22 protein-coding genes are annotated in these 23,861 nt (G+C 39.9%); 12 read left to right on the forward strand and 10 right to left on the reverse strand.

Features of this window, described 5'->3' with window-relative positions:
* Positions 1–128: 128 nt before the first annotated feature.
* From HWQ43_RS07890 to HWQ43_RS07905, 4 genes are all read left to right on the forward strand, one after another.
* Complete coding sequence (locus HWQ43_RS07890; protein WP_292731940.1) at positions 129–1,394, forward strand: pitrilysin family protein; 1,266 nt, start codon at positions 129–131, stop codon at positions 1,392–1,394.
* 67 nt (positions 1,395–1,461) lie between these two features.
* Positions 1,462–2,754 (forward strand): pitrilysin family protein, encoded by a 1,293-nt coding sequence (locus tag HWQ43_RS07895; RefSeq protein WP_292731942.1) that lies wholly within the window; start codon positions 1,462–1,464, stop codon positions 2,752–2,754.
* A gap of 110 nt (positions 2,755–2,864) precedes the next feature.
* Positions 2,865–3,854: a peptidoglycan-binding protein gene (locus HWQ43_RS07900; RefSeq protein ID WP_292731944.1), complete on the forward strand. Its 990-nt coding sequence runs from the start codon at positions 2,865–2,867 to the stop codon at positions 3,852–3,854.
* 435 nt (positions 3,855–4,289) lie between these two features.
* Complete coding sequence (locus tag HWQ43_RS07905) at positions 4,290–4,643, forward strand: phage holin family protein (RefSeq protein WP_289797505.1); 354 nt, start codon at positions 4,290–4,292, stop codon at positions 4,641–4,643.
* Positions 4,644–4,675: 32 nt separating this feature from the next.
* On the opposite strand, the gene HWQ43_RS07910 is transcribed toward HWQ43_RS07905, so the two are convergent.
* The 3 genes from HWQ43_RS07910 to argS form a co-directional block, all read right to left on the reverse strand.
* Positions 4,676–5,155 carry a cobalamin biosynthesis protein gene (locus HWQ43_RS07910; RefSeq protein WP_292731947.1) on the reverse strand — a complete coding sequence of 160 codons (480 nt, stop codon included), beginning with the start codon at positions 5,153–5,155 and terminating at the stop codon, positions 4,676–4,678.
* 8 nt (positions 5,156–5,163) lie between these two features.
* Positions 5,164–5,727, reverse strand: coding sequence for a Uma2 family endonuclease (locus tag HWQ43_RS07915; RefSeq protein WP_292731949.1), 564 nt, complete (start codon positions 5,725–5,727; stop codon positions 5,164–5,166).
* A 123-nt stretch (positions 5,728–5,850) separates the two neighbouring features.
* Positions 5,851–7,614, reverse strand: a complete 1,764-nt coding sequence (gene argS, locus HWQ43_RS07920) for an arginine--tRNA ligase (protein ID WP_292731950.1) — start codon at positions 7,612–7,614, stop codon at positions 5,851–5,853.
* A gap of 836 nt (positions 7,615–8,450) precedes the next feature.
* On the opposite strand from argS, the gene HWQ43_RS07925 reads away from it, so the two are divergent.
* Positions 8,451–9,287 (forward strand): DUF4114 domain-containing protein, encoded by an 837-nt coding sequence (locus HWQ43_RS07925; RefSeq protein WP_292731952.1) that lies wholly within the window; start codon positions 8,451–8,453, stop codon positions 9,285–9,287.
* A gap of 124 nt (positions 9,288–9,411) precedes the next feature.
* Here the strand turns inward: HWQ43_RS07925 and HWQ43_RS07930 are convergent, their stop codons facing one another.
* The 5 genes from HWQ43_RS07930 to HWQ43_RS07950 all read right to left on the reverse strand — a co-directional run bounded on the left by HWQ43_RS07930 (position 9,412) and on the right by HWQ43_RS07950 (position 13,884).
* On the reverse strand, positions 9,412–10,680 hold the full coding sequence (locus HWQ43_RS07930; RefSeq protein ID WP_292731954.1) for a tetratricopeptide repeat protein: 1,269 nt from the start codon (positions 10,678–10,680) through the stop codon (positions 9,412–9,414).
* Between the two features lie 318 nt (positions 10,681–10,998).
* A complete protein-coding gene (locus HWQ43_RS07935) occupies positions 10,999–11,667 on the reverse strand; it encodes a 2OG-Fe dioxygenase family protein (protein ID WP_292731956.1) in 669 nt (222 codons plus the stop codon).
* Between the two features lie 411 nt (positions 11,668–12,078).
* Complete coding sequence (locus HWQ43_RS07940; RefSeq protein WP_292731958.1) at positions 12,079–12,243, reverse strand: hypothetical protein; 165 nt, start codon at positions 12,241–12,243, stop codon at positions 12,079–12,081.
* Between the two features lie 84 nt (positions 12,244–12,327).
* A complete protein-coding gene (locus HWQ43_RS07945) occupies positions 12,328–13,281 on the reverse strand; it encodes a hypothetical protein (RefSeq protein ID WP_292731960.1) in 954 nt (317 codons plus the stop codon).
* Positions 13,282–13,689: 408 nt separating this feature from the next.
* Positions 13,690–13,884 (reverse strand): hypothetical protein, encoded by a 195-nt coding sequence (locus HWQ43_RS07950; protein ID WP_099098922.1) that lies wholly within the window; start codon positions 13,882–13,884, stop codon positions 13,690–13,692.
* 124 nt (positions 13,885–14,008) lie between these two features.
* Here HWQ43_RS07950 and HWQ43_RS07955 point away from each other — a divergent pair, with 124 nt between their 5' ends.
* Entirely contained in the window at positions 14,009–14,386 is a 378-nt protein-coding gene (locus tag HWQ43_RS07955; protein WP_099098921.1) for a hypothetical protein, read from the forward strand.
* A gap of 488 nt (positions 14,387–14,874) precedes the next feature.
* Positions 14,875–15,594, forward strand: coding sequence for a DNA/RNA nuclease SfsA (sfsA, locus tag HWQ43_RS07960; protein ID WP_292731965.1), 720 nt, complete (start codon positions 14,875–14,877; stop codon positions 15,592–15,594).
* 185 nt (positions 15,595–15,779) lie between these two features.
* On the opposite strand, the gene HWQ43_RS07965 is transcribed toward sfsA, so the two are convergent.
* Both HWQ43_RS07965 and HWQ43_RS07970 read right to left on the reverse strand, forming a co-directional pair.
* Positions 15,780–16,181: a fasciclin domain-containing protein gene (locus HWQ43_RS07965; RefSeq protein ID WP_094347688.1), complete on the reverse strand. Its 402-nt coding sequence runs from the start codon at positions 16,179–16,181 to the stop codon at positions 15,780–15,782.
* 254 nt (positions 16,182–16,435) lie between these two features.
* Complete coding sequence (locus HWQ43_RS07970) at positions 16,436–16,573, reverse strand: hypothetical protein (protein ID WP_292731968.1); 138 nt, start codon at positions 16,571–16,573, stop codon at positions 16,436–16,438.
* Between the two features lie 8 nt (positions 16,574–16,581).
* Between HWQ43_RS07970 and fni the strand changes: the two genes are divergently transcribed.
* The 5 genes from fni to HWQ43_RS07995 all read left to right on the forward strand — a co-directional run bounded on the left by fni (position 16,582) and on the right by HWQ43_RS07995 (position 23,856).
* Positions 16,582–17,631: a type 2 isopentenyl-diphosphate Delta-isomerase gene (fni, locus tag HWQ43_RS07975; protein ID WP_292731970.1), complete on the forward strand. Its 1,050-nt coding sequence runs from the start codon at positions 16,582–16,584 to the stop codon at positions 17,629–17,631.
* An 89-nt stretch (positions 17,632–17,720) separates the two neighbouring features.
* Complete coding sequence (sppA, locus tag HWQ43_RS07980) at positions 17,721–19,556, forward strand: signal peptide peptidase SppA (RefSeq protein WP_292731971.1); 1,836 nt, start codon at positions 17,721–17,723, stop codon at positions 19,554–19,556.
* 347 nt (positions 19,557–19,903) lie between these two features.
* Positions 19,904–20,143, forward strand: coding sequence for a hypothetical protein (locus tag HWQ43_RS07985; RefSeq protein WP_292731972.1), 240 nt, complete (start codon positions 19,904–19,906; stop codon positions 20,141–20,143).
* Positions 20,144–20,444: 301 nt separating this feature from the next.
* On the forward strand, positions 20,445–21,944 hold the full coding sequence (locus HWQ43_RS07990) for an AAA family ATPase (RefSeq protein WP_292731973.1): 1,500 nt from the start codon (positions 20,445–20,447) through the stop codon (positions 21,942–21,944).
* A gap of 313 nt (positions 21,945–22,257) precedes the next feature.
* Entirely contained in the window at positions 22,258–23,856 is a 1,599-nt protein-coding gene (locus tag HWQ43_RS07995) for an Hsp70 family protein (RefSeq protein WP_292731975.1), read from the forward strand.
* The last annotated feature ends 5 nt before the right edge of the window (positions 23,857–23,861 follow it).

Genomic DNA, 23,861 nt, shown 5'->3' on the forward strand with positions numbered 1-23,861 from the left:
TTTTTCGGTAATCTGGAGGACAGGAATAGCATAATTCTACTAAATCTGTATAACTTGATTCTAAATCAGGTATCGTTCAGAGTTAAAATGACACAATTGCCTTAAATTGTGGTTAAAACTACAAAAAATTGTTAAAACAACTAACTAATACCGTATTTCCAGCCTCGGTCTTCCGACTAGAGAGTGGTTTAACTTTTATTCATCAAGAAATTCCCACTACTCCTGTAGTTGTGGCGGATGTTTGGGTGCGTGCTGGAGCCAGCTTAGAGCCAAAACCGTGGTTTGGCATGGCGCACTTTTTAGAACACATGATTTTTAAAGGTACGGCGACGCTACCCCCTGGAATGTTCGATTCCAAAGTTGAAAACCGAGGTGGCGTAAGTAATGCGGCGACAAGCTATGATTATGCTCATTATTCACTCACCACAGCTGCCCCTTATTTAAAAGATACTCTACCCTACTTGGGAGAACTACTACTCAATGCGGCAATTCCAGAAGATGAATTTAGCCGAGAACGGGATGTAGTCCTAGAAGAAATTCGCTCATGTCAGGATGATTCCGACTGGATAGGATTTCAAGCTCTAATTCAAAGCATCTATCCGCATCACCCTTACGGACGTTCGGTGTTGGGTACTGAGCAAGAACTGATGCAGCAGTCACCAGAAGCAATGCGCTGTTTTCATCACGCCCACTATCAGCCGGAAAACATGACGGTGGTAATTGCCGGAGGTATAGCCCAGCAACCAGCTTGGGAAATGGTAAATCATTCATTTGCTGATTTTGCCGAACGCTCGAATTGTCCGCAGTTTGAGAAAGCGACAAAGCCAGCGATCGCCGGAATTCATCGTCAAGAATTGTGTTTACCACGCATAGAGCAAGCGCGATTGTTGATGGCGTGGCTGGTACCCGGAGTAGAAGATATCCGTACTGGCTATGGTTTAGATTTATTGTCAGTGTTATTAGCAGAAGGGCGGACTTCGCGTTTAGTGCGTGATTTACGAGAAGAGTTGCAATTGGTACAGGGAATTTGCAGTAGTTTTTCTCTACAACGGGAATCGAGTTTATTTACAATTACTGCTTGGTTAGAACCAGAAAATCTGGAGGAAGTTGAGTCTTTAATTTGCGCTCATTTGGATGATTTGCAAACTAAAGGAATTAGCGAACAAGAACTTGCTCGGACACGCAGGTTGCTATGTAATGAGTATGCGTTTTCTACCGAAACACCAAATCAACTTACAGGGCTTTACGGATATTACAATACCATTGCCCAAGCTGAATTAGCAGTGACATATCCCCAGCAGATTCAGTCATTTGGTGCCCAAGAATTGCAAAAATTAGCTAAACAGTATCTATCGCCCCAGAATTACGCAGTTACTGTACTTAAACCGTGTTAGTTATTGGAAATGGGGCATGGGGCATTGGGAATTGGGCATTGGGCAAATGACAAAGGACAAATGACAAATGACAAATGACAAAGGACAAAGGACAACCTTGCTGCAAAAATCGCCCATCCATCGCACTGTATTGAACAATGGCATTGTCGTGCTGGTGGCAGAAAATCCGGCTGCGGACATTATTGCAGCGCGAATTTTTGTGCGTGCCGGTAGTTGTAACGAAAACCGGGAGCAAGCAGGGTTGGCACATTTGCTCTCAGCAGTAATGACAAAAGGATGTGATGGACTTTCTAGCTTGGAAATTGCAGAAAAAGTCGAGTCTGTAGGGGCGAGTTTGAGTGCCGATGCTGGCACTGATTATTTTTTGCTATCTTTCAAAACGGTAACATCTGATTTTGGGGAAATTTTAACATTGGCAGGCCAGATTTTGCGATCGCCGACTTTTCCCGAAACTCAAGTGGAACTAGAACGGCGTTTAGCACTCCAGGATATTCGTTCGCAAAAAGAGCAACCATTCAATGTCGCCTTTGAACAAATGCGGCAGGTAATGTACCAAAATCATCCCTACTCCATGTCAGTGCTGGGAGATGAAACCACGATGAGTTGCTTAACTCGTGCAGATTTAGTAGAGTATCACGAAACTTATTTCCGTCCAGATAATGTAGTAATTAGTATTGCAGGTAGAGTTACACCCACAGATGCAGCAGCATTGGTGGAAGAAGTTTTTGCTGATTGGCAAGCGCCAGCCCAGGCACTACCAATACTGAATTTACCTGAGATTAAGGTAGAACCGCAGGTAAGGGTTAAGCCAATACAGACACAACAATCAATCGTGATGCTTGGTTATTTGGGAACATCGGTGAATTCTGTTGACTACGCCGCCTTGAAGTTGCTGTGTACTTACTTAGGAAATGGGCTTTCTAGTCGCTTGTTTGTCGAATTGCGGGAAAAACGTGGTTTAGCTTACGAAGTATCCGCCTTTTACTCCACAAGGCTATTTCCAGCCTCGTTTGTAGTTTACATGGGTACAGCACCAGAAAATACCAGCATTGCCCTAGAAGGACTGCGTACAGAAGTAGATTTGTTGTGTACTACTGAAGTATCCGAAAGCGCACTCCAAGCTGCTAAAAACAAGATCCTGGGGCAATACGCCTTGGGTAAACAAACGAACGGGCAAATTGCTCAAATATACGGTTGGTATGAAATTTTGGGCTTAGGAATTGATTTTGACACCAAGTTCCAAGAATTGATTGCGGCGGTGAGTGCCCAGGATGCGATCGCTTCAGCTTGTAAATATTTAAAAGAGCCTTACTTGTCTTTAGTTGGTCAAGAAGAAGCAATTAATCGAGCGATCGCGTAACTGAGAATGTGCCGCAGCGAAGGTCCTCGGAGATATTGTAAAATACAGCAGCTGTTTTTTAAACCAAGCGGCTGTACCATTAGCATGAGAATATTCTGGGAGTAAATTCCATGCAACGCAGCCTGACAGCAAGTATTTTGAGTTACTTAAAATTACTATATCCAACTGTAAATCGCTGTAAAATGGAAAAACGGCAAAAGGGTTGGCGGCCAAAGAGGTCTAAATCTTTATCAGCCATTGAAATACTCTTGTTTTCCGCTACGCCTCTGCTCATTGCCTCAACGACTTTAGTATCAATAGCAGCGCCACAAAAAATTGCCCAAGTAAATCCTCAAGATAGTATTAACCGTCCTAGCCTGAAAGTTGGTAGCCAAGGCGAACGCGTATCTGAACTTCAGGCAGCTTTGAAACTTTTGGGTTTTTATTCTGGTGCAGTAGATGGTATTTATAGTGAGAATACAGCTAGTGCTGTTTCCCGGTTTAAACAAGCAGCTGGCTTGAATCCAGATGGCGTTGTTGATGCCAACACCTGGCAACGACTTTTTCCTAATCAACCAGTAGCAGCATCAACCGCCCCTTCATCCCAGCCAAGATTTAACTCAGCTACAAATTTTCCTGTTCCAACTCAGGCTAGTAATCTCACCAACGTTGCAAATCCCAACCCCAACCCTCCGAGACAAGCTGTAACACAAGTTCCGACTAGACCAAAACCTACTACTCCAAAAAAAGCTGTAACCCAAGTTCCGACCAACCCTGAACCAAGACCTGCTACTCCCAGAAAAACTCCGACTTCTAGCACTAAGAAAACGCCGTCGCGTACTACATCCACTACTAGAACTCAGTCAAACACAACTACAAAACGAACTCCTGGTATTCAATACACCTCAGAAGGTTTGCCAATTTTGCGTATAGGATTACGTGGTTCTGAAGTTGTTAAGTTGCAACAACAGCTGAAAAAGCTAGGTTTCTTGAAAGGTGATGCCGATGGAGACTTTGGCGAGACAACCGAAGCAGCAGTGAAAGCTGCACAAAAGCGCTATGGTTTAGAACCTGACGGCGTAGTTGGTGGCTCTACCTGGGAGGTTCTTTTGCGGCGTTAGGCATAGTATGAGCATAGCCAGCATCTGCTTTGCGTGTAAGCAAAAACGCTGACAAAATGCTCCGAAGTTCTGAGAACCTATTTCTTTTTTGGAAATTCCCAAGTTACAGAGGTTTTTCAATTTCAATAAACCTCTGTAGGGGTTTTGCGCTTCAAAGCATTTTTGATGAATTTAACTAAATCACCGTAAGTTCTCCACTTAAATTGTACTCAGGTCGGTGTGGGTAGTTCACTGCGGTACATCCTGCAATACGATAAAGATATACCGATTAGAAGTATCTCTCTTGCCAGCACTGAAAAATTACATTGATTTTAGGCTGATAAAAGATGATGGCAACTTTAGGAGTCAAATACAACAACACTCGATCGTGTTACAAATCGCAACTGGCAATAGTGAAATTAATTAAACTTACTGCTAAATCCTCTAAAAAAACTTATGCAACACTTTTTATTAACTTGGCTCGGTACTGCGGTGGCGTTATTCATTACAGCTAATATCGTTCCGGGATTCTTTATCAAGAATTTTGTGACTGCCTTAATCGCTGCCTTTGTAATTGGTCTAGTTAATGCATTTATTAGACCAATTTTACAGATTTTGACGTTTCCAATTACCTTGCTCACCTTTGGTTTATTTACATTGGTGATTAACGCCTTAGCCCTTTGGCTGGCAAGTATCCTAACTCCTGGTTCTGGTTTTGAGATTCAGGGCTTTTTACCTGCTTTGTTAGGTTCAATTGTGCTGGCAATTGTTTCTAGCATAATTAACTATTTTTTGAGAGTTGTTGACTAGAAAAATTAGGAAACTTTTGTAATACTAATATTTTAAGCTTGGGCAACAGCAAGAGTTACCGCTCCTAGTTGCCCTTGTATTTGGAAAATTTGTTTAGGAACTAAGAACTTCACCCGCAATTCCTCTATGTTTGTAAAGGGGAAAACAGTCAAAGATGTGAGTTGAGAGGCTGCAAGAATAGCAGCTGCCTCTGCTACGCTAGGCGTACCTACTTTATCGTCGGTAATTGTGGCAGGGTTCGGGACACAGACAGAGCTAAGAATTTCCGCAGAAAAGGTTTTTAAGGGCAAATTGCGGAGGCGACAAAGTTTGACTAAGCCTACTTCCGAGGCTTTAGTGTCAATGGTAGCAATCCCTGCGATCGCACTTGTAAAAAGTTGATTTTCTCGAAATACTTGCTCAATTGCCAGATCGATCAACTCCCATGATGTTCCCCGTTTACAACCGATTCCTACCCATAAAACCTGTTGTATTTGCTGTATTTCCTTACTCAGGCTGTCAGGGTTTGACATGATTGGGTTTACTCCAACAGCCAACCAAATAAATCTCCTACTGTCAGTCTCAACTCACTTGCAAAATCTGGCACTGGAAGTAAAGCTTCTAGTTCATCCAACATGACTGGCTGTTGATTGCGGATATATACAAATACCGTTTGTTCTTCTGGATCGATCAGCCAACCCATTTGTGTTTCATAATTCAAGCAATGTAGAATATTTTTTGTAACTTTTGTTTGTCTTTGGTCAGGCGATAGAATCTCAATAGTCCAATCGGGAGCTGCTGAAAATAAATTTGCTACCCTGCCATTTTCTTTGCGGGGTATTCTCTCCCAGGTAAATATCGCTACATCCGGGACAATTGATCTGCCACCAAAAGTACACCGTAGTTCTGGGTATGCTCGTGCAACTTTTTGGGGTTTCAATACAGCATTAATAAAAATAATCAATTCACCTTGAATAGTGCTATGTTCTCCCTGTGCCATTGGTTTTTGAATAATTTGGCCATCGATGTATTCACTAGCGGGCTTCGTTTCTGGTAACATCAGAAATTCTGCCAAAGTTATATTTTTTGATGGTGTCCGTACCATTTGCGATCGCCTCCAGTCCAGCAATTCTAATAAAAAAACCGCAAAGGAAACAAAGAAGCTTTAACTTAACTCTTACTCTGCGTACCTTTGCGCTACCTCAGCGTCACTTTGCGTTAAAAAATATTACATCCTCTCCAATACCTGAATTCCCAACAAAGATAATCCCAGCTTCAGAGTTCTAGCAGTCAAATCACACAGAATCAAACGGGATGTGCGCTGTGGTTCCTCCGCCTCTAACACCTGAACTCCCTGATTGCGATCGTAAAACTGATTAAACTTTTTACTCAGTTCGTACAAATACTCACATAAACGATTGGGAAGCAAGTCTTGCTCTACACTACTAATAACTTCATCCAGTTGAAGTAAATATTTTGCCAGCGCTAATTCTGTTTCATGCTCCAACAAAACAGCATTGTTTCCCAACTCCTTAAAGTTAATATCACCCTTGCGGCTAATCCCTTGAATCCGCGCATAAGCGTACAACATATAGGGCGCAGTGTTACCTTTAAAATCCAGCATTTTGTCGTAGCTGAAGATGTAGTTACTAGTACGATTTTGGCTTAAGTCTGCATACTTAACTGCGCTGATTCCAACTACTCTAGCAACTTCATTAATGAATTCTTCACTTTCTTGGCGTTCTTCTTCTTGTAATCTAGTGTTTAGGTCAGTATGGGCACGAGAAACAGCTTCATCTAATAAATCCCGCAAACGCACACTGTCCCCAAAACGAGTTTTGATTCTTTTACCATCTTCTCCTAACACCAACCCAAAGGGAACATGCACTAATTCCACATCATCAGGAATCCATCCAGCTTTACGTGCCACCTGAAAAAATTGGGCAAAGTGGTTTCCTTGTCCAGCATCTGTTACATAAATTATCCGCTTTGCTTGATCCTGCTGAATTCGGTAGCGCAGAGATGCTAAATCTGTTGTGGCGTAGTTATAGCCACCATCTGATTTCTGCACAATTAAGGGTAAAGGTTCACCTTCTCTATTTGTAAACCCTTCTAGAAAAACGCATTTTGCCCCTTGATTTTCTACCAGTAATCCAGATTTTTCTAAATATTCCACAACTCCTGGTAGTAAGGAATTATAAAAAGATTCGCCGCGTTCAGTTAACTTGATATCCAGCAACTCATAAATTACTTGAAACTCCCGCCGCGACTGTTCGCACAATAGTTTCCAAGCATGGAGTGTATCTTCAGCACCTGCTTGTAATCTGACAACTTCTTGGCGTGCTGTTTCTTGAAAAGCTTCATCCGCATCAAAGCGCAATTTGGCTTTGCGATAAAAAGAGACTAAATCACCAATATCTAAAGCATTAGCGGTGGTAAGCGCGTCTGGGTAAACTTCCCGCAGATAGGCTATTAACATTCCAAACTGCGTACCCCAATCGCCTACATGATTTAACCGCAGTACATCATGTCCTTGAAATTCTAAAATTCGGGCGATGGAATCACCAATAATCGTCGAACGCAAGTGTCCGACATGCATTTCTTTAGCAATATTGGGACTGGAAAAATCCACAATTTCCCGCTTTGGCGTTTGCGCGGCTGGAACTCCCAGCCTGGGATCGGCTTGAATCGCGTTTAGTTGTGCTTCTAAATATGCTGTTTTCAGTTTGAGATTGATAAATCCTGGGCCAGCGATTTCTGGCGGTTCGCAGATTTCGGATACATCTAGTTTCTCAACGATCGCACCTGCGATCGCTCTTGGTTGCTTTCCTAACTTTTTACTTAGGGATAAAGCCACATTCGCCTGATAATCGCCAAATTTAGGATTGCTAGCAGGAACCAAAATGGGATCTACTCCAGCCAATTCAGCGCCAAAAGCTGCGATTAAAGCCTGCTCTACCTGAGCTTTTAGTTTTTCTTGTGTAGCGTTCATATATAGATTTTATCTGTGAAAGGGGGAATGTAGCTCTGGAAAAGCTTGATTATTTTAACCTTAAAAGATATTCATTAAGTCTAAGCAAAGACTGTCATTTTAAAGTACAACCCCCTCAAATTGTCTCCCATTCTTGGCATAACTTCTAGATTCTGATTATACCGAAGTCGATTTTGACAGACTACTAGTACCGCAAGGCGGAAATCAAAAGTCAAAAGTCAAAAGTCACGCATAATTGTATTCCGAGCTTCTTGCACCATTTGAAATGGTATGTTTATTTCCGCGCCCGCTGTACTAGTTAATCAAGTCAACGAAAGTGTAATACGTAGTAAACACTTTAGCGCTTAAAACAAAGACTAAACTTATTTACCCAGGTTTCATTGATTTGATAGATTACTACGTTTCCCAACGTAAGTACGGAGATCAACTCTATTTGTATAGCAGCGTATTAACTGAGGCAAGGCTTAGTTGATACGGATGGCAGCGCACCATTGCTTATCTACCTCATTTAAATGAAAATTCCTATAGATTAAGCTTTTAGCTTTTCACTATATAAATTGCATATCTTATTTTCATAAAAAGTATAAATTTTTAATTAAGTTTCAATCATGTATAAGTTTAATTGCTAAGTGTTAATAGCAGTGTAATACCAAATCATAAGTGTATTTTTTCAGTAGAAATACTTTAGATAAAGAGCTATTTAAATATACTAGCAAAAGTAAATAAACAGATTGACGTTGCAGAAGTATAGCTGTTAGAAGTAAGAGACAACTGAAGACAGATAACTGCTCAAAAAGCATTATCTAAATTGTTTTTCCTACTTAATGGCTCATAATATGAAACCTAACTTATTCACAGCCTTGATTGCTGCTACAGCTACCTTAACCGGATTAATTTCTAAAGTAGAAACTGCATCTGCTGCTGATTTTAATTGGAATAGCTCTTGGACTCAACCAACTATATATAATAAGTCTCAAACTGGTTTTAACGACACTCCTTTCCAACAATTTGTCCAAGCAGAAAGTGTTGCACTTCCAAACAGCGGACAATTTAAATTAGACCCCAATAAATTAAACCTAAAATACGACCACGATGTTTCTGTTTACTTTATCAATGAGGGCGCAGGTTATAGAAACCAGTTAGCCTTTGAATCTACAGGAACTACTAATAAGTCTGGGCTGCTTTTTAATGATATTTCCTGTCAAGGAAATGGATGTGTTAGTGGTGACTGGGGTGGTAATGCCCTAAAACTGGGTGATGGCGTCAAAGTTGGTAATGTTACCGCAGGTACTCAACTCGACTTCTGGTTGAGAGCTGATGGTTTGATCCGTGGCAACTCTGCCAATATCTTTGGTACTGACACTGCCTCTAATGCTGACGGACTACAGCACGCAGTTGCTTACGCTTACAACAACTACATCCTCTTGGCATTCGAGGATTTATACGGAGGTTTACATGCTTCAGGGGTAGATTCTGCAACTGGTAAGTGGAATGAAGGTTCCGATCGCGACTTTAATGATGTTGTCGTCGTTCTTGATATCGGCGAGGCAAACGTTAAAGCGTTAATTGGTGCTACTGTTCCTGAACCATCTGTTACTCTATCAATGTTTGCGGTGGGAGCAGTTGGTATGTTTGGATTGCGCCGCCGCCGTCAAAGTCGCACTTCTAACTAAACTTTGAGACGGTGCTTAATATAAAGTGCATTTAGTTCTATTGGAAAATAACAAGTGATCGATCGCATTTTCACCCGTATAAATAATGTACGGGTGATTTTACGTTTGTAGTGGCATTTATATTTTATCTATTGCGATCGCGTTCTAAATCATCAATGACTTTTTGCAAATACCACTCGTCTGACATCCCAGGATGATAATCTTTGTTTTGCTGAATCAATCGTTCGGCAATTTCCCAATATCCTCCAACCATTCGTGAAAGTCGCTGACGTAGCAGGTGATATTTTTGCTTTTTTGACTCTGGACTAAATTTCTGGATTTTTTCTAGGCTATTTAAGACTTGTTGATAATTTTCCCAGTCTTCTTGTTGACAAAAGATACTCGCCGCCCGTTGATAATCTTCAACGGCGTTTTGTATTTCTTCTAAGAAAGTATAGGCAATACCGCGATTGTAATAAGCTTGAGCATCATCAGAATTGATTTGCAGCGCTTGGGTGTAATCTTGAATTGCACCGAGATAATTGCCCGTTGCCCGATAGACATTACCTCTGGCAATATAAACTAAGACATCTTCGGGTTGCATCTGGAGTGCTTGGTTAAGATCAGCGATCGCACCTTGATGATCTCCCAAGACAGAACGTGCTTTACCTCGGTTGCGATAGACAATGGCATCTTGAAAATTTAGTCGTAATGCTTGATTAAAATCTGCGATCGCTTCTCGATAATTCCCCATTTTACAACGCACAACGCCACGACAGCAGTAAGCTTGAGCATCTTGCGGATCGGCTTTTAATACCCAGTTTAAATCGGCAAGTGCTTCTTGAGTATCTCCCTTTTCAGCCTTTTCTAATAATTGCGTAAAATAATCATTGGTGGATAAAATTGGCGCATTGCTGGAACGCGATTCCTGAAGGGTAGGTAATTCTTTAGGTTGTAGCTGTTTAATTCGTTCCAAAGACAAACGACAATTCTCTTTATCCTGTTGCTCTAGATATAACCCAGCAGCTTTTTTAAAGTTAGCGATCGCATCTTGAATAAAACCCTGTTTGCGCCGCACCATTCCCCGCAGATTATAAGCAGCAGCATAATTGAGATTGAGACGAATCGCGCGTTCAACATCGTCTAGCGCCCCCGATAAATTTTTCAGCGCTACCCTAGCTAATCCGCGACAATAATAGGCCTCTACACTGTCAGGATTCAGCTTCAGGGCTTCGGTATAATCTGAAACAGCTTTTAGAATTGCGCCTGAGTCATAATGTGCTAAACCCCGTTGCAAATAAGCTTCGCTAAAGTAAGGTGTCAGTTGTAAAGTATGGTTAAATTCCTCAATTGCTCCCGCGTAGTCTTTTTGCCTAGCCTTTTCCAATCCTCTATTGTAGAATTCGTCATTCATGGCATTTGTTTGGTTGATTCAGTTAATTGAATTCCAGCAGACTTCTTTCGTAGCCTAACCTATGCACTCATCTTCATATTTTAAGTATATTTCATCCTTTATGTGAAATAAAACTAACATACTACTTTCCAATAAAAAATTGGGGAAATGACTAGATCAATTCCCCATATATTGTAGATTGTAAAATATTTACAGTTGACTAAAATCCAGAAGTTAGGAGTCAGAATAGGTTAAGAATCAGCAGAAAATTTGTGGAATCAATATACTAATAATACTGAATTTCTTCTTCTTTCTGGGTGCTGATTTTTTTCACTAAAATTATTCTGAAAGCAAGCTGGGAGAAGTCAGAACAAAAACATCCCAATTTCCTGGAGCCTCAGTTTGTGGTTTTATAGGATTGGCGTAGTGAAAAAACTCATGGTCATTAACCAATAGGAGTTCTCCCGGATTTAAAATTTTGCTAAATACAGGCTTTTGTTTTTTGGCAGTATACAGATGTGTTTCTCCACCTTGAATATTATCTCTATCTACTGAGAATATGCCAATAAAATCAGTGCCATCTTGATGGATACCTTCAGGTGCTGGATTACCAAAATTTTCTGGAGAACAACTAATTCTAATTTGATGAACTCCAATTTCAGCTTCAGGATGAAGTTTACAAGAATCACTAAATGCCAAAACAAGATTTTTGAAAATATCAAGTTCTATGAGTGCATCATCTAATTCTGCAAACTCTCTTTTGATGTCACCCACTAATTGATTATACTCTTTACTTTGAAAGAAGACGCCATGAGGTAATTTGATTAACTGATTTCCAGAGACTGTGAACCGAGATAATCTTCTAGAACGATAATTGTTTTTGATATAAGGGTCAAGAGGCATATTATTAAAAAATGCCTTAAAACCTTCTAGACTGATGGAATTTACCTTTCTAAGAGTAAATAGAAAAGCATATTCTAATTCCGTTGCTGTCCACACTTTTTGCATAGGATTTACCTCCTTGCACGTTGAGATTCTCCCAGATTTTTATGGGAGGCTTGTAATACTTAGTATATGCTACTTTTTATTACTATGTTGTTAATTTAACTACAAAAATTGACAATCCATGATATACGAAGTTACCCAAATTCTGTCAGAGGGCAGAGTAGCTACTGAAAAGATTTGCAGATATGGGTTCGGTGGGCAAAGAATCAACGTATATTTACAAACAGCAACAAGGTTCCATAATGATAGATTGGCTTTACCGTTACCCACCTTTAGGTAACTGTAATAATCTATAATGCTTGTCATTCAGTTATTTAATGACTGACTGACAAACTTTGAGCATGGAATGAGCATCATGGTAAATAGCAGCAAAACACCGTCTGGCAAGGCAAAGAAAGGGCAGTTATCTCCAATTCAACTCCGTAGCACGGGGTTTGTTTTTTGATTGGGTGCGATCGCAGTAGAAAATTGTATTCCTAAAAAAGTAGGAAAAGTAGGATACGTAGCTTCAGTAAAATCTAAATAGTATTCTTTCCCTACCTCAAAAAAATTTACACCGTCACAATCATTAACCATCATCCCAAGTCTTCCACTTGAAACCTGCTTCCGATAGTTGTTTATCTTCTTCACTACTTCCCAGAGATGGACACTCAGCTATTTGCCTCAAGGTTTATTAGCAAACTCCCATTCTTCTACGGCGTAATCTGCTAGCTCCTTGTAGCATCTACCTATATAAATGTCACCATTACTTAATTTTTGACTTTCCCGTAATGTTGCTATAAATGGCTTATTTTTACTACGCCAAGGAATATTTGATTTGTTAATTATATTTGTAATTGGGCTTTCTTTATAACCTCCCCAACACCATTTTATTGAACGTTCTAGCTTTATCCCATCCCATTTTCCTAATTGAGGTTTTTTATTTAAAAGATTACTTAATAGAGATTTAATTATTAACTGTGTATATGTTTTAGTACCGTGTAATTTGATAATTGTATTAAAGCCTAGATTATTTTTTTGGTAATCTGCATAAGCAGATATTATGTTTTCTTTACCTTTTTTGCTGACTGCGTTATTATTTAAAATTTGATTTATAAATTGAGAAAAAGTTATATTAGGATCTTGAATTAAAGGTAAAATGTCTTGAAGCTGCCGTAAGTAAATTTCTTCACTTTTTGACATACTTCTTCCTTCATTATCTGCAATAATTAGTTCAATAATATCGAAAAAATCATTGACTCTTCTCATTTCTACCTGAACTTCAAAATGATATTTATCTTTATTCCATTTTTCCAGTAAGTTCAGTAATGCAGTTACTCTATGTCTGCCTCCTATTATGTAATTGTTTCGTATAGGATTATCATCATCATTATCTTCCTCTCTTTCAATTTCTACGTATGCAATACTAGGTAATCTGAAAAATTTATTATATTTTTTCAAACTGTTCATAATATCTAGTAATCTTTTAGAATCTTCTTCAATAAGAGCTTGATTAAAAGTTTTTTCAGTTCTTTCAAAAGCTTTTTCCAGTTTATCTGCTGTCATTATTCCTATATATGGTTCATAACCTTTTTCATAGCTTATCCAGTTTTCTTGATTTTGAGAAAAACCACTCATTATTTTTTCCTTGTAATTCTGTTTATAGAAAATGATGAATTATATATTTTCTGCATTTAAAGTGCTGAAACTATACTTCGGTTTTACCTACTAAGTGAAAAATATTGCAACAGTATAACTACTAGAACATCTGTAAAAACTTGTTAAAGAACAGGCGATTACTAATATCGATCAAGCAATTCTGACTAATTGGAGGTCAATTCCTTGTAGGCTGTCGATCACAGGGTTTACAGTCTGGCAATGAAAATCGATCGGCACGGACGCGCTAAGGTTCTCACCCAGTCAGAGATACAGCTATAGATTTAAGGCTAGAGTCAATTTCCTAACCCTAGCCTTAAATTTATTATTTATATATATTGCTTTTCAACTATCTGTAGTTTAGACAGAACGTTAGAAATAAAGCTCTAATTACTGTTGCCTTCCTTTCTTTTCATCCAGTGCTTTTTGAATAGCTTCTCTACAAAATTCAGGAGGATTGTCTTGTTGCTGTACTTCCTCTTTCATGGATTTTGTCATGCGTAAGTTCATCTTCTCGGTAAGCGGCTCCTCTCGTTCTGACTTAATTGGCTTTAAATTTTCAGGAGTTCCTTTAGGATTAGGCATTATTGAGAGATGTAAATATAGCTTGAATCTTTTGGAAGCGAAACATTAGAGTGTTTATTCGATGGGTACAGAAGCCTGAGAAACTTGTTACCCATCGATACCACTTTTAAGGAATGGCTATTCTATGTTTACACGAACGGAACTCGAAATCAAAACTATTCAAGACCTTCGGGACTTGTGTCGTAGATACGGTATTAAACCAACCGGGAACGCTGGATACAAAAATTCATACATTGTAAGCTTGCTGGCATTCCCAGCGATCGCACTGAACCAGATGCAAGAAGGTAGGGGATTAAGACGGTTAAGTTTTGAAGCTTTCCAAAATATCGGTGCTGCACTCGATCAAATGAATTCTCCAACTGATGAACAAGCAGCGCTTATCAAAATCACGATGGAAGGTAGACGTTTTCATTCTCCATTGTCATGGGAACAACAAAAGCTTCTCAATCTCTACATAGCTAAACAAAAGCTAGAAGAGGTGATGTATTTGTTGGGGGAATAGATAACTCAAAAGCTTAGTTAATAGCAAGGACTCTAGATAGAGTCCTTTTTTTGTGCATATTTTCAAAATACTTGGAGTAGTACTTGGAGTTTTCAGAAGATAAAGGATAGATAGACAGGAAAATAATATTTTTGTACTACTTTTCTACTCATTCTCAATAGCAAGTGATAATGACTCTCTCGATACTTTGATTAATGCCTAAAAGACCCTCTAACCGGGTACTGGTAAGGGAATGATGGAATGAATGTACAGGGAATTAAGAATAGATGGCCTAGTGAATAAAATGGCTGTAATGCTTGTATGGTAAGGTGTGAGATAGACTTAGAGTCGTACTTAGAGTATATACGAGATGATTAGTATGTGAGCATATATTGAGTATTGACAATAAGTATTTATTTATACTTATTTCCGCCAAGTTATTACTTGAAATATGATACCTGAGCATTAAATGAGCATTTATTGTAATTTATAGGTTGAAAGTATTGAGAATGCTAATATTCAAGTACCCACCTTTGTATCCCGGTATTTTACTCAAGCGTTACAAGCGGTTTTTTGCTGACGTTCAACTGACTTCTGGCGAAATAGTGACAGCGCACTGTCCCAATACTGGGCCAATGACTGGAGTATCAACACCTCTAAGTGCAGTACAGCTTTCCAAAAGCGATAATCTTAACCGCAAATTGGCTTACACTTTAGAACTCATTCAGGTACATGACAATGAGCCGACTTGGGTAGGCATAAATACTTTTTTGCCCAATCGGGTGGTAAAGTTAGCTTTGGCGAAACATCTTTTTCCAGAATTGGGCGACTATAGCCAAATCAAGGGTGAGGTGGTTTATGGGCTAGATAAAAAAAGTCGAGTGGATTTTTTTCTGACGGGGAGTAATGAGGAACGCCCGATTTATTTAGAAGTGAAAAATACAACTTTATCTGAAGGGAGATTAGCCCTATTTCCTGACACGGAGACTACAAGAGGGCAAAAGCACTTGCGAGAACTGATGGCGTTGTTACCTTTGACTCGTGCAGTGATGCTTTACTTTATCAATCGCGGTGATTGTATCGAGTTCTCCCCTGGCGATCGCACAGATCCTGTATATGGTAAATTGTTACGGGATGCGATCGCTCTCGGTTTAGAAGTCTTACCTTGCCGTTTTGACATTTCCCCCGAAGGTATCCGTTATTTAGGTTTGGCAAAACTAAAAATTTGATTATTAAGAGAAACTAGCAATTGCAACGTTTCTACACGCATAAAACAATAAATCCATCTAGACACGATCTAGATGGATTTATTGGTAGTTGATGTTTACTAAAAAACATTCAACCAGACTGTAATGAAAAAACGACTATAGCTAGCCGCCACCCCAGAAATAGCATTCGCTATTCTGACGTTTGGTTATGCAGGAATCAAAACTGTGTCAATGACGTGGATAACACCGTTATCAGCAGCAACATCTGCTGTTGCAACTGTTGCATCATTGATCTTAACGCCATTAGAAGCGTCAATTTTTACATCTGAACCTTCAACTGTTTTAGCTGTCTTCAGCTTAACTACATCAGCAGCCAGTACTTTGCCTGATACAACATGATAGGTCAAGATTTTCTTGAGCTTTGCAGGATCTTTCAGTAATGCGTCTACAGTACCTGCTGGAAGCTTGTTAAATGCTTCGTCAGTTGGTGCGAAGACGGTGAATGGGCCTGCGCCTTTAAGTGTATCTACCAGACCAGCCGCTTCGATCGCTGCAACTAGTGTCTTGAAAGAACCATTGTTGGTAGCAGTGTCTATTATGTTGGCCATGTGATTTACCTAGTTCTGTGTAACTTGTTACAAATCTAAACTATTTATCCAATAAAATCTATCTATCATTAGGCGTATGCCAAATAGTTTTTGTTATTGATATTATAAGAGTTTATATATATTTTTATACAAAGAAAGAATTATACGTACATTACCTAAGTGGATAAGTTATAAGCACTGCTAGATGCACCCAGTCTTTTTTTTACACAGTGGTAGGGGCGATGAGGCGATCGCAGACTCGCTTGCCGTCGGCGCTATCCGCCAGTCATACAGAATACCCAACTGAATTCTGACTCCTGACTCCTGAATTCTGTTTGATAAATATTTTTGTTATAAAAAGACGGTTGCAGACAATGTAACAATAGCGATCGCAAGCAAATAATTTTAGCCATACCCACCAGTGAACGCCCCTACCAATATCTCTGCACAAACTCAGAATCGCAAAGCCGATCACATTCGCATCTGCTTAGAAGAAGATGTTCAGTGCGATCAAATCACCAATGGATTGGAACGTTATCGTTTCACCCATTCTTGCTTACCTGAACTCAACCACGACGATATTGATATAAGTACAACTTTCTTGGGAAAAAAACTTGACGCACCCTTGTTAATTTCTTCGATGACTGGCGGAACAGAACAAGCCGCAATCATTAACCAGCGTTTGGCCAAAGTCGCGCAACACTACAAAATTGCAATGGGTGTCGGTTCTCAGCGAGTAGCGGTGGAAAAACCCCAGGTGGCTGATACTTTTGCTGTCCGTAAGTATGCGCCCGATGTTCTGCTATTTGCAAACTTGGGGGCTGTGCAACTTAACTACAAGTACGGCTTAGATGAATGTTTGCGGGTAGTTGATATTTTAGAAGCTGATGCCTTGATTTTACACATTAACCCTTTACAAGAGTGCATTCAACCCAAAGGTGATACTAATTTTCGGGGTTTGCTTGACAAGATTTCTATATTATGCTCAAAATTACCAGTACCAGTGATTGCGAAGGAAGTTGGTAACGGCATTTCAACAGCGATCGCACAGAAACTTCTTGCCGCTGGGGTAGCAGCAATTGATGTCGCGGGTGCGGGTGGTACTTCTTGGGCAAAAGTAGAAAGCGAACGGGCAGAAAGTCCTTTGCAACGTCGCTTAGGGAGGACGTTTGCCGATTGGGGTTTACCGACAGCAGAGTGCATTACAACAATTAGAGCGATTGCCAAAGATGTGCCCTTAATTGCTTCGGGAGGTTTGCGTCATGGATTGGATGTTGCAACCGCGATCGCCTTGGGAGCAGATATAGCTGGTTTAGCAATGCCTTTCTTACAAGCAGCAGCAACATCGGAGACAGCAGTTGCGGAACTCACTGAGGTATTAATCGCTGAAATCACCACAGTCTTATTTTGTACTGGCAACACCACCTTGTATCAGTTAAAGCACTCTGGCAGTTTACAGCGCATAGAATAGGTAAATAGGTCATTGGTCATTAGTCATTAGTCATTTGGTTATAACCAATGCCCAATGCCCCATGCCCCATGCCCAATGCCCAATAACTAATGCGTAATTTTATCAAACAAACTTTTGCTAGTTTAGTTGGCACTTTACTAGGACTAATTATTTTCGGTGGTCTGGGAACCACTGGACTATTCTTGCTGATATTGGCTGCTAGCTCGTCTAAAGATACTGGGCCAAATGTGAAAGATAAGTCAGTGTTGGTTTTTGACTTGTCAATGAAAATTACTGATGGCGAACCTAGTTCAGGGGAACTGTTTCAAAACACAATTTCAGGTGTCGATGAAGATAGAATGGCACTCCGCAAAGTTGTGGAAACTTTGGAAAAGGCGCGGCGCGATCCGCGCATTGTCGGGATCTATGTGGATGCAACGAACACAAGCCAAGCTGGTAACGTCGGCTATGCTTCCCTGAAAGAAATTCGGAAAGCGCTGGAGGAGTTTCGCGCTGCGGGGAAAAAGATTGTGGCATACGGCAGTGATTGGAGTGAAAAGGAATATTACGTTAGTTCAGTGGCAGATTCCATTGTCCTTAATCCTCTGGGAATGATGGAAGTCAACGGTTTGAGTTCACAACCAATGTTTTTGGCGGGAGCATTACAGAAGTATGGTATTGGTGTTCAAGTTGTGCGGGTAGGGAAATTTAAGGGAGCCGTTGAACCGTTTATTCTCAACAAGTTGAGTCCAGAAAACCGCGAACAAACTCAGAAATTGTTGGATGATGTTTGGGGAGAGTGGCGCACTACTGTCGGCGCAAGTCGGAAAATTGAACCCAATAAGTTACAAGCGATCGCAGATAATCAATCCTTACTAGAAGCCACACAAGCCAAAACTAGCGGTTTAGTCGATCTAGTACAATACCCCGATGAGGTTGTCGCTGACTTGAAAAAGTTTACAAATAGCGATAAAGAAGACAAAACATTCCGACAAATTAGCCTGAATAGCTACGCACAAGTTTCTGGTAAATCTTTGGGTGTAGAACGTAACTCCAAAAATCAAATTGCCGTTGTTTATGCTGAGGGCGAAATTGTCGATGGCAAAGGAGAAGATGGCCAAGTAGGAGGCGATCGCTTTGCGAAAATCTTCAACAAGCTGCGACAAGATAAAGATGTGAAGGCTGTTGTATTACGAATTAATAGTCCTGGTGGTAGTGCTACCGCAGCCGAAGTCATGCAGCGAGAAGTGAAATTAACTCGTGAGGTAAAACCAGTTGTAGTATCAATGGGTGATGTCGCCGCCTCTGGTGGTTATTGGATTGCTAGCGACTCTAATCGCATTTTTGCAGAACCAAATACCATTACAGGTTCGATAGGGGTGTTTGGGATCTTATTCAATGGGGAAAAGCTGGCTAATGATAATGGTATTACTTGGGATTCGGTGAAAACCGCACGCTATGCTGATAGTCAAACAGTTTCGCGTCCGAAATCGCCTCAAGAGTTAGAAATTTATCAGCGCAGTGTTAACCGTATTTATAATATGTTTCTGAATAAAGTTTCTCAAGGTCGGAAACTCCCAGAACAAAAAGTAGCAGAAATTGCCCAAGGAAGAGTTTGGTCGGGTGAGGCGGCCAAAGAAATTGGTTTGGTGGATGAAATTGGCGGTTTGAATACTGCGATCACATACGCTGCCAAGCAAGCGAAACTAGGAGAAGACTGGGAAGTACAAGAATATCCTCGCACTAGCAGTTTCGGAGAACGCTTTTTTGGGCGTGCAACAGAAGAGGCGCGGACTGCTTTCGGAATTGAGGGGGCGCAACTCAAACAATCCAATCCCCTCACCGCTGAATTTCAGAAATTACAACAGGAAGTAGAGATTCTGCAAAAGATGAACGATCCACAAGGGGTATATGCCCGCTTGCCTTTCAACTTGAAGATTGAGTAGATGCTTTTTTGAGCATCTGTGGTCAAAACTCAATACAGTTCAGATAAACCCAAAACGCAGATTGTAGAGACGCGATAAATCGCGTCTTGTTTATCGCGGCGAGGCGCATGAGTTCGCCTCATCAGCCATAAACCAGCTGACATTTACTGCCCGGATGTGTAAAGTAGTTGAAAGTCAACCACAATTTCCAACCTTTGACAGAATTTTAGATTTGGAATTTTGCTGAAGCAGCCCGATTAAACTAGTGCTTAACTATGAAAAATCTAAAATTATTTATTCAGACCAATTTATTCACATACTGATCCAATCTAAAGTCTAAAATACAAAATTGAGTAAAACATCCATCTATGGCTAGAAAAACACAACGTCTTTTACTGCTAATTATTTCTTGTAGTATCACTGGTGTAATTTTAGGAGGTACTGCTGGTTGGGCAGAAAGTAGTATTTGCTTGGAAGACAGTAAGGTTACAAGTGAGTGCCTAACCCAAGATCCATTCCAAAAAACTATCCAAGGAATGAGTACTGGATTGTTAGCTGGGGCTGGGGCCGCTTTTGGTGCAGTCTGGCAGTTACGGAATGAAGATTGAGCATGAACTACTACTAACCCGGAACTCCGGGTTAGATTAGGTTTCTGTACTAATTAGCCAATGCCTCCACTTTGACTTTCGCCCAGCATTAAAGTCATGTGGGTCAATTATCTTAATTTATATGGCTTTGGAAGAATATCGGTCTATTAATGCACGAGCAAATTTCTGGTGTTGTTCAGCTAGATGTTGAGGAGAGATGAACTGAGCATTGCCCATGAAGCGGTACACCCAGCGACAAAACTCCTCCAGCGATCGCGTATAACTTTTTTAGTGCAATATGCAATATATAGATAAGTAAAAAATGAAGATACATAAAGTAAAGCTAAGTAATGTAAGAGCTTATGAAAATGCAGAAATCGAGCTTTCTCCAAGCATAAATTTAATAGTAGGAGAGAATAATAGTGGGAAAACAACAATATTAAGAACATTACTTTTCCTGCAAGACAGATCGTCATTTACGACACAAGATATAAGGATAAATGAGGAGATTGGAGGTATAATACTTACTTTTGAGGGGAATATAAAGAAATATTTTAATCCAGTACTTGCTAATTCAATTGATAACAAAACTTATCTTGAAATCACTATTAGTAATCAGGGACTAATTATTAATGGAACTGATTTTAATCAAAATTGTATTGTAAATATTGAGCCTAAAAATTTTATCTATCCATTTCTTTCCAAGAGAAAAGTTACGCAATTTAACGAAGGTATAAACCTTCAGAATTCAAATTCAGTTATAGGAAATTTTTCTAATTTATATGCCAAAGTAGATCGGATTACTACAGATGGTTTGCCAGCGAAAAATGAGTACGTAAAAGCTTGTAGGGATATTTTCGGCTTTCAAATAAGTTCTTTTCCGTCCAATAACGGTAAAAAATCTGTATATATTGTGGATAACCATCAGCATATTCCATTAGAACTAATGGGAGAAGGGATAGTAAATATTTTAGGATTAGTTCTGGATCTTTGCATGGCTAAAGACAACTTATTTTTGATAGAAGAGCCAGAAAATGATATTCATCCCAAGGCATTAAAAAAGCTTTTAAGTTTTATTATTGAAAAGTCAAAAACAAACCAGTTTGTCATAACTACTCATTCAAATATTGTTTTGAAGTATCTTGGAACTGAGGATCTGAGTAAGATTTTTAAGGTAGATATGGAATTTGTAGATAAGATTCCAACTTCTTCAATTACTGAAGTTGATAATTCACCTAAAGCAAGAAGAGAAATTCTCGAAGATTTAGGTTATGAGCTTTTCGATTTTGATATTTGGGATACATGGTTGATTCTCGAAGAATCATCTGCCGAAGTTATAATTAGAGAATTTATAATTCCTAATTTTGTGCCTGGGCTTAAAGAAAGACTAAAAACTTGCTCCACAGATGGTGTTGAAAAAGTGCCAGACAGGTTTTTTGCTTTGCATAGCTTGTGTCTTTTCTTTCATTTACAGAAAACCTTTAACCAAAAAATTTGGGTCTTAGTTGATGCAGGTGAAGAGGAAACAAGAATCATCGACAATTTAAAGAATAAATATAAATCATGGAATAAAGATAGTTTTTGCCAGTTCAAACAACATGATTTTGAGAAGTATTATCCTGAAGAGTTTCAGGCAGAAGTAGATAAAGTGCTAAAAATACCAAACAAAAAGGAGAAAAGGAATGCAAAAAAAATATTACTTGACAATATAAAGGAGTGGTATACAGAAAATCCAGATATTGCCAAGGAAGCTTTTAGTAAATCTGCTTGTGAGGTAATTGACATTCTCAAGAACATCGAGAAAGTTGTTGCAAAGCATTAAAAGCTAACATATCACCAGAGCCGAACAGTGAGAAGTAATTGCTTGATATTAATTTGCTACTTGTGTAGGCTCAGTTCAACTGTTATGTGGCTTAGTCCGTTGATGGGAGGCTACAAATGGTCAAAACCCAGGATCATTGTCTAACTTTGCTATCCGTTGCAGCTAACACTTCGCTGCAACAGACTGAATCGATATCTGGGTTGGGATGCAAAGAAGCAAACGTCTGGGTGCATTTGCATTTTTGGTAGCTTATGGAGAATAATCACAAAGAAAGCAGCTTTGGCGTCTTCGTGCGAGAGAATAAATATAAAATATGGCGATCGCAATCGATTTTGGTACTAGTAACACAGTCATTGCTCGTTGGAACCCTGTAACCCAGCAGCCAGAAACCCTGACTCTACCAGGTTTATCAATTAAACAAAGTCTCAATCCGCCACTGATTCCCAGCTTGGTTTATGTTGAAGACGCAGCCCAAAATAAAGTCTTAGTCGGGCAACAAGTACGCGATCGCGGTTTTGACCTCAAAGGCGAAACGCGATTTTTCCGCAGTTTCAAACGCGGTATCGGTGCAAATATTCAAGGTTTCTTACCCGAACTAGATGGGCAAATTGTCACCTTTGAACAAGTAGGGCAATGGTTCCTCACCCAAGTAATTGAACAACTAGCACCCCTGGAAGGTGGCTTAGATTCTCTCGTGTTAACCGTACCTGTAGACAGTTTTGAAGCCTATCGTCACTGGTTAGGGAAAGTTTGTCAATCCCTTCCTGTCGAACAAGTGCGAATGCTGGATGAACCCACAGCCGCCGCCTTGGGTTATGGCTTGGCAGATCGAGAAATTCTCTTGGTGATTGACTTTGGTGGCGGTACTTTAGATTTGTCCCTTGTCCGGTTGGATCAAGGTGTACAAGCAACCAGCAAACCACTCGGATTTATCCTAAAGTGGGGTAATAAGTCCTTGGCTGAAGATTCAAAACAAAAAGTCAAAACTGCCCGTGTATTGGCGAAAGCTGGGCAAAATTTGGGCGGTACTGATATTGATAATTGGTTGGTAGATTACTTTGCCAAAACTCAAGAGTTAGCAGTAAGTCCGTTGACAACAAGATTGGCAGAACGGGTAAAAATTCAGCTATCAACTCAAAACCAAGCTAGTGAAGTTTATTTTGACGATGAGACATTTGAAAGTTATGAACTGGAACTAAACCGCGATACTTTTGAAAATATTCTTAAAGAACACGCATTTTTTGAGTTACTAGATGAGTCGATGACGACACTGTTGCAGCAAGCAAGACGCCAAGGGATAGAACTTCCAGATATTAATGCAGTTTTATTAGTTGGTGGCACCGTGCAATTGCCGGCAGTGCAGACATGGATCAAACAGTACTTTGAGCCAGAAAAAATCCGTTGCGAACGTCCCTTTGAAGCGATCGCTCAAGGTGCATTACAGTTAGCCCAAGGCATACAAATCAAAGACTTTCTCTACCATAGTTATGGTATCCGCTACTGGGATCGTCGCAACCAGCGTCACAAATGGCATTCTTTAATTAAAGCTGGACAGGCATATCCAATGAGTCAGCCAGTGGAATTAGTCTTAGGTGCTTCTGTGGAAAATCAGCCTAGCATTGAATTAATTATGGGAGAATTGGGAGCAGATACAGGTAGTACCGAAGTTTATTTTGATGGCGATCGCTTAATTACTCGCCGTATGGACAATAGTGAAATCAGCGTTAAACCCCTCAACGATCAAGAAGGTGCGAGGACAATTGCCCAATTGACACCAGCCGGATATCCTGGAAGGGATCGCATTAAAATTCTCTTTCAAGTTGATGAACAACGCTTTTTGCGAATCACCGTTGAAGATTTGTTGACAAATGATACGCTGTTAGAGAATCAACTTGTGGCACAGTTGAGTTAGATATA

This window comes from Nostoc sp. JL31, assembly GCF_017114965.1.
Classification (GTDB): Bacteria; Cyanobacteriota; Cyanobacteriia; order Cyanobacteriales; family Nostocaceae; genus Nostoc; species Nostoc punctiforme_A.

What these genes read in the sequence shown, in the direction of transcription:
- HWQ43_RS07895 (WP_292731942.1), top strand. Translation starts at nt 1,462, where the DNA reads ATGACAAATGACAAAGGACAAAGGACAACCTTGCTGCAAAAATCGCCC.
- HWQ43_RS07900 (WP_292731944.1), top strand. Translation starts at nt 2,865, where the DNA reads ATGCAACGCAGCCTGACAGCAAGTATTTTGAGTTACTTAAAATTACTA.
- HWQ43_RS07905 (WP_289797505.1), top strand. Translation starts at nt 4,290, where the DNA reads ATGCAACACTTTTTATTAACTTGGCTCGGTACTGCGGTGGCGTTATTC.
- HWQ43_RS07910 (WP_292731947.1), bottom strand. Translation starts at nt 5,155, where the DNA reads ATGTCAAACCCTGACAGCCTGAGTAAGGAAATACAGCAAATACAACAG.
- HWQ43_RS07915 (WP_292731949.1), bottom strand. Translation starts at nt 5,727, where the DNA reads ATGGTACGGACACCATCAAAAAATATAACTTTGGCAGAATTTCTGATG.
- argS (WP_292731950.1), bottom strand. Translation starts at nt 7,614, where the DNA reads ATGAACGCTACACAAGAAAAACTAAAAGCTCAGGTAGAGCAGGCTTTA.
- HWQ43_RS07925 (WP_292731952.1), top strand. Translation starts at nt 8,451, where the DNA reads ATGAAACCTAACTTATTCACAGCCTTGATTGCTGCTACAGCTACCTTA.
- HWQ43_RS07930 (WP_292731954.1), bottom strand. Translation starts at nt 10,680, where the DNA reads ATGAATGACGAATTCTACAATAGAGGATTGGAAAAGGCTAGGCAAAAA.
- HWQ43_RS07935 (WP_292731956.1), bottom strand. Translation starts at nt 11,667, where the DNA reads ATGCAAAAAGTGTGGACAGCAACGGAATTAGAATATGCTTTTCTATTT.
- HWQ43_RS07940 (WP_292731958.1), bottom strand. Translation starts at nt 12,243, where the DNA reads ATGATGGTTAATGATTGTGACGGTGTAAATTTTTTTGAGGTAGGGAAA.
- HWQ43_RS07945 (WP_292731960.1), bottom strand. Translation starts at nt 13,281, where the DNA reads ATGAGTGGTTTTTCTCAAAATCAAGAAAACTGGATAAGCTATGAAAAA.
- HWQ43_RS07950 (WP_099098922.1), bottom strand. Translation starts at nt 13,884, where the DNA reads ATGCCTAATCCTAAAGGAACTCCTGAAAATTTAAAGCCAATTAAGTCA.
- HWQ43_RS07955 (WP_099098921.1), top strand. Translation starts at nt 14,009, where the DNA reads ATGTTTACACGAACGGAACTCGAAATCAAAACTATTCAAGACCTTCGG.
- sfsA (WP_292731965.1), top strand. Translation starts at nt 14,875, where the DNA reads ATGCTAATATTCAAGTACCCACCTTTGTATCCCGGTATTTTACTCAAG.
- HWQ43_RS07965 (WP_094347688.1), bottom strand. Translation starts at nt 16,181, where the DNA reads ATGGCCAACATAATAGACACTGCTACCAACAATGGTTCTTTCAAGACA.
- HWQ43_RS07970 (WP_292731968.1), bottom strand. Translation starts at nt 16,573, where the DNA reads ATGGCTAAAATTATTTGCTTGCGATCGCTATTGTTACATTGTCTGCAA.
- sppA (WP_292731971.1), top strand. Translation starts at nt 17,721, where the DNA reads ATGCGTAATTTTATCAAACAAACTTTTGCTAGTTTAGTTGGCACTTTA.
- HWQ43_RS07985 (WP_292731972.1), top strand. Translation starts at nt 19,904, where the DNA reads ATGGCTAGAAAAACACAACGTCTTTTACTGCTAATTATTTCTTGTAGT.
- HWQ43_RS07990 (WP_292731973.1), top strand. Translation starts at nt 20,445, where the DNA reads ATGAAGATACATAAAGTAAAGCTAAGTAATGTAAGAGCTTATGAAAAT.
- HWQ43_RS07995 (WP_292731975.1), top strand. Translation starts at nt 22,258, where the DNA reads ATGGCGATCGCAATCGATTTTGGTACTAGTAACACAGTCATTGCTCGT.